5 protein-coding genes are annotated in these 12,350 nt (G+C 63.9%); all 5 read right to left on the bottom strand.

The window, feature by feature from the left end; translation table 11 throughout:
• Nucleotides 1–18 precede the first annotated feature (18 nt).
• Entirely contained in the window at nt 19–1,176 is a 1,158-nt protein-coding gene (locus tag LB555_RS23735) for an ABC transporter permease (RefSeq protein ID WP_015317136.1), read from the bottom strand.
• An 11-nt stretch (nt 1,177–1,187) separates the two neighbouring features.
• Nucleotides 1,188–2,222: an ABC transporter permease gene (locus LB555_RS23730; protein WP_015317135.1), complete on the bottom strand. Its 1,035-nt coding sequence runs from the start codon at nt 2,220–2,222 to the stop codon at nt 1,188–1,190.
• 148 nt (nt 2,223–2,370) lie between these two features.
• Nucleotides 2,371–4,029 (bottom strand): ABC transporter substrate-binding protein, encoded by a 1,659-nt coding sequence (locus tag LB555_RS23725; protein ID WP_015317134.1) that lies wholly within the window; start codon nt 4,027–4,029, stop codon nt 2,371–2,373.
• A gap of 252 nt (nt 4,030–4,281) precedes the next feature.
• On the bottom strand, nt 4,282–10,335 hold the full coding sequence (locus tag LB555_RS23720) for a translocation/assembly module TamB domain-containing protein (protein ID WP_224683921.1): 6,054 nt from the start codon (nt 10,333–10,335) through the stop codon (nt 4,282–4,284).
• Between the two features lie 2 nt (nt 10,336–10,337).
• Complete coding sequence (locus LB555_RS23715) at nt 10,338–12,266, bottom strand: autotransporter assembly complex protein TamA (protein ID WP_224683919.1); 1,929 nt, start codon at nt 12,264–12,266, stop codon at nt 10,338–10,340.
• Nucleotides 12,267–12,350 lie beyond the last annotated feature (84 nt).

The following is a 12,350-nucleotide window of genomic DNA, read 5'->3' as shown; positions in this document are numbered from 1 at the left end:
GGATCTGAGACCCCGCCGTCAATCCTTCATCGATTGCTCACGCAGTGAGTCGGCGAGCAGGTTGAGGCCCAGCACGAACGACATCAACGCGATCGTCGGCGGAAGCGCCGGGTGAATAAAGGACCGCAGCAATCGGCTGGCATCCTTGATCGCCGTACCCCAGTCCGGGCTCTCGGGCGCGAGGCCCAGGCCGAAGTAACCCAGCGTGCCGAGCAGTATGGTGGTGTAGCCGATGCGCAGGCAGGCATCGACAATCAGCGGCCCGCGCGCATTGGGCAGGATCTCCCACAGCATGATGTACCAAGGCGATTCACCGCGCGTCTGCGCCGCCGCCACATAGTCGCGCGTCTTGATGTCCATCACCAGGCCGCGCACGATGCGGAACACGCCCGGGCTGGAGGCGAACACCACCGCCACGAAGATATTGAGCTGGTTGGGATCGATGTGGACGATGTGCAGCGGATCCCTGTCGAAGACAAGGCCGAGGTAGATCCAGCCGCCGATGATCAGTGTCAGGCCGAGCAGGATATAAATCCGGTCGGGCCGGTTCTTGTAGCGTGTCCAGAACAGCACGCTGAAGAAAATGATCGGAAACAGGAAGAAGACGCCGGCCAGGGCATAGGGGATCGGCGTGTCCATGATGCCGGGCGTCACCAGCAGGTAGAACAGGAGGATCACCGGGAAGGCCAGCACGAGGTTGGCCAGGAACGACAGGATGGAATCGATCTTGCCGCCGTAGTAGCCGGCCGGCAGGCCAAGCGTGATGCCGACCATCAGCGCGAAACCGGTCGCGGCGGGTGCGATGATCAACACGATCTGGCTGCCATAGACCATGCGCGAGAACACGTCGCGGGCGAGCTTGTCGCCGCCGAAGAGGTAGACGAGCCCCGATTGCGGTTCGATGGCGCCCGGCAGCGTGTCCTTCATGATCGGGATCTGGCCGAGCGGATCGAAAGGCGAGATGGTCGAGGCGAAAATCGCCGTGAACAGCCAGAACAGGCAGATGAACACGCCCGCTATGCCGACGCCGCTGTCGAACAACTGGCCGTAGAGCGCCAGCTTCTTCTTGTAGAGAAAGCTCGCACCCATGACGATGGCGAGCGCGGCCCAGACCGGCCAGAAGCGCCAGAGCACTTCGAGGATGATGGTGGAGGCGCCGATATATTGAGCTTGCATGCGCCTTCTCCCTACTGAACGCGGATGCGCGGATTGAGGAATGCGTAGCCGACGTCGGAAATGAGCTGGGTGATCAGCACGATGAACACCGAGACCAGCGAACAGCCGAGCAGAAGATCGATGTCGTTGTTGCCGGCGGCCTCGACCAGCGTGTAGCCGAAGCCCTGGTAGCGGAACATCACCTCGACGATGACGACGCCGGTGAGCAGCCAGGGGAACTGCAGCATGATGACGGTGAACGGTGCGATCAACGCGTTGCGCAGCGCGTGCTTGACCACGACGCTTTTGAAGGAAAGCCCCTTCAGGCGTGCCGTGCGGATATATTGCTGCGTCATCACCTCGACCATTGAGGCGCGTGTCATGCGTGCGATATAGCCGATGCCGTAGATCGCCAGCGTGATCACCGGCAGGGTGAAATTGTAGAACGTGATGCCCTGGCTTGCGGACGCGGCCGACCCGTTCAGCCAGCCGAGCCACGAAGCGAAGATGACGGTGAAGATGACACCCGACACATATTCAGGCGTCGCCGTCGAGGCGATCGAGGCGATCGACAGCACGCGATCGGTGCGCGACCCCTCCCGCATGCCGGCAAGGATGCCAACCAGCAGCGACACCGGCACCATTACGCCCAGCACGCAGAGCATCAGAATGCCGGTAGCGCCCAGCGCAGGGAACAGCTTGGCCGCGACCGTGGTCTTGAACTTGGTCGAGCAGCCGAAATCACCCTCGATCACGCCGGAGAATGTCGGCACGGCCGGGTCATTGCAGAAGGAGAAGCGCTGCGTGGTCTTTCCGGTCGCCGGATCCGTGATCGGCTGCTTGGGCACGACGCCGAGCCACTGGCCATAGCGAACGAAGAAATTCTGGCGATAGCCGTGATTGACCAGCCAGCTTTCGAGTTGCTCCGCCGATGTGTGCATTTCGGTCTGGCTGATCGCCAGCTTTTTCAGATTGGGTTCGAGATTGACGAGGAAGAAGACGACCAGCGTCAGGCACAGCATCGTGAGCAGTATCGTGCCGATGCGTCTGATGATGAATGAGAACATTGTGCCCCCCTGCCGGCCGGGTTGGGGTCAGATATGGTCAACCCTGTGACGAAAACCCTGTAGCGTCCCGCCGCCGCTGCATCCAATGCAACGGCGACGATCCTGCGAATATGAGAGGCAGGCGCCCCTCATATCCATCAAGCAGCGGTCACGCCTGATCGAGCCAGACCTTGCCGAAATCGTGCTCGTAGGTGGGGTGCATCGAGTGGTTCTTCACCTCGGGCTTGATGTTGATGTAGAGCTTGCGCCAGTAAGGCTGGATGATGATGCCGGAATCCTGCAGCATCTGCTCGATGTCCTTCATCACCACCTTGCGCTTCTCCGCATCGGCGATGCCGAGCGCCTCGTTGACCTTCTTGTCGAAGTCCGGATTGGCATAGGCCGTCTCGTTCCAGGCTTCGCCCGAGCGGTAGGCGATGGCGATGACCTGGATGCCAAGCGGACGCATGTTCCAGTTGGTTTCCGAGAATGGATACTTCGTCCAGTCGTTCCAGAAGGTCGAGCTCGGCAGCACGGTGCGCTTCACCTTGATGCCGGCCTCGCGCAGCTGGGCCGCGATCGCGTCCGTGGTGTTCTTGTGGTAGTCCTCGTCGTTGCTGATCAGCTCGTGTTCGAAATCGATCACGCCGGCTTCCGTCAGCATCTGCTTGGCCTTGGCGACGTCGCGCTTGATCTTCGGCAGTTCGACATATTCCGGATGGATCGGCGCGACATGGTGGTTTTCGGCCGGCGTGCCGGCATTGCCGTAGCCGAGCTGCAGGACCACCGAATTGTCGACGGCCAGGCACATCGCCTGACGCACCTTCTGGTCGCCATAAGGCTTGGCGTTGACGTTGAAGCGCGACACCACGGTAGCCGCGGTCACCACTTCCGAAGGCGGCGCGCCGACGTCCGCGATGATCTTGACGTAGTCGGCGGTCGTTTCGTGGTTGGTCTGCACTTCGCCCGATTCGAAGGCCGAAACGGTCGCGGCCGGATCGGTGCCGTAGTCGATGAACTCGACGCCGTCGAGGAAGGCTTCGCCCTGCCACCACTTGCCGGTCGTGCGGCGCTTGTAGACCACCTTCTGGCCGACATCATAGGAGACGAGCTCGAACGGACCAGTGCCGATCGGGCAGTTCTTGAAGTTGGCGCCCTTCTCGTCGAAGCTCTTGTGGACGACGAGGCCGGGATAGTCGCACAGGTTCGGGATGATGGCGATGTCGGGCTTCGACAGCTTCAGTTTGACGGTCATGTCGTCGACCTTGACGATCGACCCTTCGCGCAACTTCTTGGTCTTTTCGTCGACGAGGCTGCCGAGACGTCCAGGCATCGAGTTGCCTTCGGCTGATTTGTCGGCCCAGCGGGTGAAATTGTAGATCACGTCATCGGCGGTGAACTTGTCGCCATTGTTCCATTCGACGCCAGGCCGCACATGCAGCGTGTACTCGGTGGCGTCGTCGTTGATGTCCCAGCTTGCCAGCAGATATGGAGCGAATGTGTACTCCTTGGTGTATTTCACCAGCGGCTCGAGCGCCTGGCGCTCGGCGTTGGAAATCTCGGACCAGTCGGCGGTACGCGGATCCTTGGGATCCTTGACCGACATCGCCACTTTCAGCACGCCGCCCTTCTTGCCCTGGACGTCCTCGGCCTTGGCCGGGGTCGGAGCGGCAAGGCCGAGCAGGCCGTAGGCCATGGCGGTCGAGGCACCGAAGACGCTGGCGAGCGCGAGGAATTCGCGGCGATCGACTTTGCCCGACTTGGCTTCTTCGGCCATCGCCAGGATGTGATCCGGAACGCTGTCGCCGTTGCTCTTATAGATTGTCATGACTAACTCCCATTGTTGGCTTTCCGCCGATTAACATTCCGCATCCGGGCCATGATGTCAAAGACGGCATGGATTGGGAACATGTTAGCGAATGTGCAACTTTGGAAGGGGGGCAGTTCGCGTGATAGCGACAGTCTTGGCGCAAAATTGCTAGTGCGCCCAGATTTCGCCAAAATCTCTTCGGGCAATTAAATTGAGACATTCGCACTGGTTACGACAGCGCCAGTTGCGGCCAGGATGAAGGCCAGGCCCTCAATATTCCTTCTCGTAGAAGATGCCGCCCTTGGCTTCGCCGGCGTCCGTCGCCTCGCCGCGCAATTTGACGCCGCGCCCGACATTGAGATCGATGGTCGCCTTGCCGGAACCCGGCTTGTCGCCCTTCTGGATGGTCACATAGGTGCGGTCGTTCAGGTACTTGCCGGCCGAGACCGCCGTGCCGCCCTTATCATCGGTGGTCACGTCGAGGTCGTCGACGCCGATGGCGCTGCGCAGGTTTTCCAGAAGCGACGTCGAACCGCCGACGCCGGCCAATTGTCCGGCGGCCTCGGCCAGCTGCGCGATCTGCAGCGGCGACAGGTTCGACATCGACCGCCCGAAGATCAACTGCGCCAGCACCTCGTCCTCCGGCAGCGCCGGCACCGAACTGAAGGTGAATTTGGGATTGGTCGCCTCGCCCGACACCACGATGGTGACGGTCGCGCCGGTCGTGGTCGTCGTCGCCGTCAGATTGAGGTAAGGCACCAGCGAACCCGAGAACCCGACCGTGCCTTCGGTGAAGGTCAGCCGCTTGCCAAGGATCGACAGCCGGCCGCGCTGCAAGGTGAAGGTGCCGACGGCTTGCGGCGACGAGGCCGGGCCGGTCAGCTTGAGCGAGCCACCGAATTCGGCGTCGACACCCCGGCCCTGGATGAAGATCTGGTTCGGCGCGTTGACCGTGACGTCGAGTGCAAGGCCGCTGCCACCGCTCTTGCCGCTGGTCGTGGCCGGGCGCAGCGCCTTGTCCTGCGCCCTGACCGGACCCGGCGCATTCTTGTGCTTGACGTCGAGCGCCGAGAGCGAGCCCGGCAATTTGTCCGGGACCGTGATGACGGTCTTGGCCAGGTTGACGGTGCCGGCAATCGCCGGTGCCGAAGTCAGCGGCCCCTTGATCGTCAGGTCGCCGCCAAGGTTGGCGGTCACCACGCGACCGTCCGTATAACGGCCGTCCGTGAGCTTGATCGACAGGTCGGCCGGGAACCCTTGCGCCGGATTGATGCCGACCGTGCCACTGGCCGACAGGCTGCCGCGCGTCGACAGTGTACCGGTCAGCCGGTTGATCCTGGCTACGTCGTTGCCGATCGAGACATCGAGGGCGATGTCGTTGACAGCGAGACCCGAATTGGCATCGACCAAGCGTGCGCCGGACGCCCTCACCGTACCACCGATGACAGGCGATTTCGCCGGACCGCGCACCTGGACATTGACGTTGGCGTTGCCGGTCAGCGACAAGCCCTGCGCGGCAAGTTTCTCGCTGAGAAGGCCGAATGGCACCGCACCGTTGAAGTCGAGCGCCAGCGCCGGAGTGCCCACCGTCGTCACCGTGCCGCCGCCCTTGAGCCCAAGGCCGGCCCCGTCGCTGATATTGGCGTTGAAGGCCAGCTTGTTGCCGGCAAAGGTGCCGGACGAAGAAACGCTCACCGCGCCGACGCCCGCGCCACGGGTCTGCGATGTCTGCACGCCGGCCGCGTCTATGTTGAAGGCAACTGCGGGGCTCGCCGGTGCGCCCGTCACCTTCACCGTGCCGGAAATGGAACCCGCGGCATCGAGCCCGGGCGAAAAACTGTTGGCGAGCGACATCGGCACGCGCGCCAGCACCGCATTGATGTCGAGCGCCTGTCCGACCTTGCCGGTGACCGTCGCGGTGCCGCCGCCAAGGTTGAGCACCAGCCTGTCCAATGTCGTCGTGCCATTGGCGATGCTGACGGTCGAGGCCTGGGCGATGGCCGCCTTGATGCCCTGGACGGTCGCCTGCCCTGAAGCGAGCTCGATCGTGGTGGTGTCGCCGGCCACCTTCACGCGGCCGGCAGCCCTGGCCGGAATGCCCTTGACCGTGGCGCCGCCGGAGAAGCCGGTCCAGTCGCCGTCGCGCCTGAGGTCGACGTCGATGCCGCTGATCACGGTGCCACCCGATGTGACCGTGTCGGCGCGGATCTTGCCGGAGACGACTGGCGCCGCAAGATAGTTTGCGATCAACGCATCGATGGAAACTGCCTTTGCCTGGAGATCGCCACGCGTGATCGAGGCGGTAGCCGCCTTGATGGCGACCTGGGGTGCCGCGCCATTCCTGGAGAAGGCGATCGTGCCGCGAACGTCGCCCTCGGCCTTTTCCAGCGCCAGCGCGGCAAGCGGCCCGATGTCAGGGAGGTCGAGCGAAATGATGCCTTCAGGCACGAACTTGTCGTCCAGCGCCAGATCCCCCGAGATCCGGTTCTTGCCCAGCGACAGGAGCAGGCCATTGACGGCGCTCTTGCCGTTCGCCGTTGCCAGCACGGCACTCCCCTGCAGCGCCTGCCCGGCGACATTGCCGGTGAGTTGGACATTGGCCGCCGGATTGGCGGCATCGGCCTTGCCGGTAGCCGTGAGCTTCAATCCGGTGATCTCGCGCGATGCCACCGACAGTCTGTCGCTGTTGACGGTAAGCGACAGGTCGGGCGCCATGGCCGGCCCTTGCGCGCTCAGCGCGAAGGCGATGGCGCCCGTGGCATCCTTCGACAATGGCGAGATGTCGCTCAGCGCCCCCCTGATGTCGGCGGTCACTTTGTTGTCGGCAAGGCTTGCCTGTCCGTCGGCGCTCAGCGCGCCGGAAGTCAGCTTCAATCCACCGATGTGGAGATTGCCGTTGGGTTCGCGCTTCAGCATGGCGCTTATCTGGGCGCGGTCGCCAAGCATGCCGCGCGCCGTCGCCGGCAAGGCCGACGATGGCGCATCCGCCTTCAGGTTGAGATCGATGGCACCGTCACGCAGCGATACCTGGCCGGCCACCTGGCTGCTCAGCGCATCGCTTTTCAGCGAGCCGCTGTCGATGGCCACAGTGTCGGCGCTCAGCCGGGCGCTGAGCGCGGCCGTGACCTTGCCGGCGATAAGCGGCGCGATGGTTGGATTGTCGAGCCCAACCTTGTCCACCGACGCCGTTCCGGAAACCGGCCCGGCGCGATTCCGGAGATCGAATGCGTCCGAGTGCAGTGCCAGGGTCAGTCCGTCCACCTTCGCCGGGCTGGTGACGACCGAGGGCAGGATCACGGAAAGGTCCAGTCGGGCATGCGTGCTTTCGCCCGCGATTTTAGCCGATACTGATCGGACCTCGATCTTGACGGGGCTCTCGGCGCTGCCGACCGTCAGCGGCAGGCTGGGGCCGGACGAGGTCAGATCGATGGCAAAGTCGCTCGCCCCATTCGGATTGATGGTGCCTGTGGCCTGCCCGGAGACCTTGTCGCCGGACAGGGTGGCATGGTCGAGGGCGACGCCGCCGGCGATCGTGTAGCTGCCGGCCGCATCGACGGCGAGCGGTCCGAGCCCTGCCTGGCGGGTCTGACTGGTCTCGGCACCGGCCAGTTTCGCGTTGAACCGGATATCGGGAGTTGCCGGCGCTCCGCTCACTTCAGCGATACCGTCAAGCGTTCCCGTGGCATCCAGGCCAGGCGAAAACGCATTGGCAAGCGCCGCCGGCAAGGCGGAGACCTGCGCCGCCAGATCGAGCGTCTCGCCAGCGCTGCCCGACAGCGCCACCTTGCCGCCGCCAATATCGAGCACCAGCTTCTCGATCTTGGCCGTACCGTCGGCGATGGTCAGAGCCGACGGTTCGGCAATCGCCGTCTTGATGCCACGAACGGTGGCGTCGCCCGAGGCGATTTCGACGCTGGTGGTGCCCTCGGCGATCTTCACCCGGCCGGCAGCGGTCGCAGGAATGCCCGCTATGGTCGCGCCACCAGTGAAATCGGTCCAGTCGCCGTCGCGCTTGAGGTCGACGCCGATGCTGCTGATTTCCGTGCTTCCCGAAGTGACCGCATCGGCCTTGATGGTGCCCGAGATCGCCGGCGCCTTGAGATAATTGGCGACGAGCGCATTGATGGCGATCGCTTTGGCCGTCACCTCGCCACGCCCGACCGACGTGCTTTTGGCATCGATGGCAATGGACGGTGCATCGCCGTCCTTGGCGAACAGGATGGTGCCGTTGATGTCGCCGGTCACCGCCTGGCCGGCGAGCGCGGCCAACTGGTCGATGGCAGGTGCGGCGAGCGTCAGCGTGCCCAGGGGCATGAACTTGTCGTCGAGCGCCAGGTCGCCTGAGACCTTGTTGTCGCCCAGCGACACCAGGAAGCCATTGATCGAACGCTTGCCCTCGCTGGTCACCAGGGCCGCCTTGATGTCGAGCGGCTGGTCGTTGACGGCGCCGGTCAGCGAGACGTTGGCGGAAGGGTTCGTTATGTCGGCCTTGCCGCTCGCGCTCAGCTTGATGGCCTTCACCGTGCGGCCCGAAGCGGTCAGGCTGTCGCTGTTGGCGCTAACGGTGAAATCCGGCGCGGTCATCGCGCCGCTTGCCGACAGCGCGAAATCGACCCCGCCGGCAACCGGCACGCCGACCGTCGGCGACAACACCGAAACGTCGCCCAATTTGCCCTTGATGTCGGCCTGGATGTCAGTGCCTTGCATGCTGGCCGTACCGCTGGCGCTGAGCGATCCTGAAGTGAGTTCGATGGAATTCGCGGCGAAAGATCCCTGCGGATCGCGCGATGCCGTGGCCGAGAACTTCACCCGCCCGCCGAGTACCGAGGCGATCTGCTGGGGAAACGCGGTCGCCACGGCATCGGCATTCATTTTGAGCTGCATCGACATGTCGGCGAGCGCCACCGTCGCCGTCAGCGAGGCATTGACCGCATCGGAGCGCAGCGTACCCTGATCGATGGCAATGGCGTCCTTGCTGATCGAACCGGCCAGATCGACATTGACCTTGCCGGTGATCAGCGGCGCCAACGTCGCGACGTCGGTGTTCAGGCCGCCCGCCTCCAGCTTGACGGCAACCGGGCCGGCGCGGTTCTGGATATCGAAACCATCGGAATGGATTTGCGCCGCCAGATCGTCCAGCCGCGTGCCGCCGGCGACGATCGAAACGAAGGAGGCGCCGATGTCGACGATCGGCGCCTTGCCGTCGCCGAAGGCGCGCGCGGTGGCGTTCTTGATCGCGAGCGTGATCGGCTGCGCCTTGCTGCCGACGCTGATCACCACGGGCGGGCCCTTGGCGGCGAGTTCGACCGACAGGTCGCTGGCGCCGGCAGGATCGGCAATGCCGGACGCGGTGCCGTGCACCGCATCGCTCTCGATGCTGGCCCGGTCGATGCTGATGCCGCCCACCGACGTGGCGGTGCCCGCGACATCGAAGTTGGTCTTGCCGGCAAACAACGGCTTCAGGTTTTCCGGCAGGAAGCGGGCAAAATCGCCGTCGCCCTTTGCCTCGACATGATTGCCCTTGTCGGTGAGCTGGTGACGGCCGGTGAGCTGGGTGACGATCCGATGGTCGACGAGGAAGGTGCCGACACCGCTCCAGTTGGCAAGCGGCCCACTGCCCGAAACCACGATATCTACTGGTGGCGCATCCGGCAGCTTGAGCAGGTTGGCAATGATGCCGCCGGCCGGCTCCGACGCCTTGAGGTCGAGGTCCAGCTTGTTATCGGCGGGTGCGAAATGGATCTTGGCGTCGACATTGCCCTGTTTGCCGTCGTGACGGGTGACATTGAGCACCGTCTGGACCGCCAGTGGCGCGGCATCGGCCTTGAGCATTCCCTTGGCCGCGAGCTCGGCGATGCCGCTGCCGGCCAGTTGCTGGCCAAGCGCGATTTCCGGCAGTTCGATCTGCTTGATGTCGATGGAGACCGGCAGCGTCGTCGTGCCGCTCTGCGCGGGCGGCTGCGTACCGGCCACCGGCAGGCGTGCCAGTTCGACGCGATCGGCGGCGATGCGATCGGCGCTGAAGCTTTTGGACAGAAGTGCCGTCGGCGACCAGTCGACGGCCACCTTGCGCGCCACCAGCCAGGCGCCCTCACGGTCCTCAAGCACGACATGGTCGACGCTGAGATTACCCGACCAGATGCCGTTGATGCCGCTGACGGTGACCTTGCGGTCGGCGCTTGAAGCCAGCCGCGAAATGATGCCGGCGAGGTTGTCGCGCCCGCGCTCGGTCTTGGTCAGCACGACCAGCGCGCCGATCGCACCCGCGACCACGATCAGCAGCGTGTAAAGGACAATGCGAAGGATGCGCCAGACCGTTTTCATCGTCAGAACGCCTGTCCGATGCCGGCATAGATGCCGAAATGCGGATCACCTGGGTCGCGGTTGAGCGGCACGGCCGCGTCGATGCGCAGCGGCCCGAACGGCGTGACGTAGCGCAGGCCGACACCGGCGCCGACCTTGACGTCGGAGAAGTTGGGAACCGACTTGGTCGACACGGTGCCGGCATCGACGAACGGCACGATGCCGATCGTGTCGGTGACCGCGATGCGCATCTCGACCGAAGTCTCGAAGAAGGACAGACCGCCGATCGGCTGGCCGGTGAAGTCCTTCGGGCCGATGCCCTGATAGGCATAGCCGCGCACCGAACCGCCGCCGCCGGAATAAAACCGCCGGTCGGCCGGGACGTTCTGCAGCCCGGTACCGACGATCGAGCCTACGGCGACACGTTCGGCCAGCACGAATTTCGAGGCCGTGTCCAGCGATTGATAGGCCGACCCTTCGCCCTTCAGCTTGAGGAAGGCCGCACCGCTCAAAATGTCGTAGCTCGGCTCGGCATAGGCCAGCAAACGGAAGCCGGTGGTCGGGTTGAGCCGGTTGTCTCTGTTGTCATAGACATACTGCAGCGGAATGCTGGCGATCAGGTATTTGTGCTTGCCGAAGGCGTCGTGAATGCGCGAATAATCGAGCGCGACCTCGGCCGACACGGTCTGCTTCTTATCGAGTTCATAGGACAGGCCGGTGCTGCCCTTGACCGAGAAATGGTCGTAGGCGTCGGGATGTTCCAGCACCGTCTTGATGCTGGCGAAAAACTTCGACGCCGGCCCGATGACGCCGGGTTTCTCGAACATGATGCCGGCGTTGTAGTTCAGTTCGGACAGATTGTTGCTGCCGATGCCGCTGATGGCACCGTCGATGCGCAGCTTTTCGGCACGGCCAAACAGGTTGCGATGGCCCCAGTAGCCCTCCAGGCCAAGCCCCTCGGTGTTCGAGAATGTGCCGCCCAGCCCGAAATAACGCGGCTTGCGCTCGCTGACCTGAACGCCGATCGGGATGTTGCCGTCGGCATCGAGCCTGTCGGCTTCCTTGAAGGTGACACTGTTGAACACCTCGAGCGCCAGCAGCCTGTCGCGCGCGTCGCTGATTTCCTGCGGCGAGTACTGCTTGCCGCGCTTCAGCCCAGTCATGTATTCGGTGAAGTCGCGGTCGACCTTCTCGGTGCCTTCCACCGTGGTCGCGCCATAGCCGGCTACCGGCCCGGCCGCGACCGTCAGCGTCACGTCGAGCGTCGATGTGGCGTGGTCGGCGACGATCTGCCGGCCGGTCACCTTGGCCAGCGGCCTGCCCTGCTCCTTCAGCGTCCGCACGATCAGCGCCTCGGCCTTGAGCACAGCGCCCGATCCGGCGTCGCCGCCTGCTATCAGCCCATAATCGGCGCTCATCAGCCCCGCCGCGTCGCCTTCCAGCCTGATGTTGCCGAGCGTGAATTTGGGGCCGGCCGAGATGGTGATCGCCACCGGAATGGGCTGTGGCCCCTTGAATTCGGCGTCCGGCGGCAATTCGTCGAGCGGCTTGCCGTCGATGGTGACGGTGACGACGCCTTCATAACGGGCATCGGCATAAAGGGCGGCGACCAGCTGTTCACGGTCGCTGCGTGCCTTGGCCATCAGCCCGAGCGAGCCCGAAACCGGCCGGTCCTCGTCGCCTTTCAACGCCGAGGCGTTTTCGAGCTTCTTGACCAGGTCCTTGTCGGCATCGGGCGCGGAGATGGTCACCGCATAGCGCAGGGGATCGACAATGTCGGCGTCCTCGTCGCTGGACGATCCCCACAGCTTGATGCCGAAAAGCTCGAACGCGGCCGCGGGCCTCGATTCGCAAAGCAGCGCCATCGAGCACATCATGGCCAAAAGCAGGGCGCGCGGAAGCACGCGCCCTGGCGCGATCCCTCCTGACATCTGCTCTTCATACGCCGGCATTAAGACAACCTAGTTCGTAAAACTAAAATTGGAATGAAGTTCTGAAGCGCTCGTAAAGGGGCCACAATCCAATTGTCTGAAATA

It is taken from the genome of Mesorhizobium sp. BR-1-1-10 (genome assembly GCF_020165595.1).
Lineage (GTDB): Bacteria > Pseudomonadota > Alphaproteobacteria > Rhizobiales > Rhizobiaceae > Mesorhizobium > Mesorhizobium australicum.
Note: the sequence above shows the minus strand (reverse complement) of the source record. Positions and strands in the feature narration are given on the sequence as shown.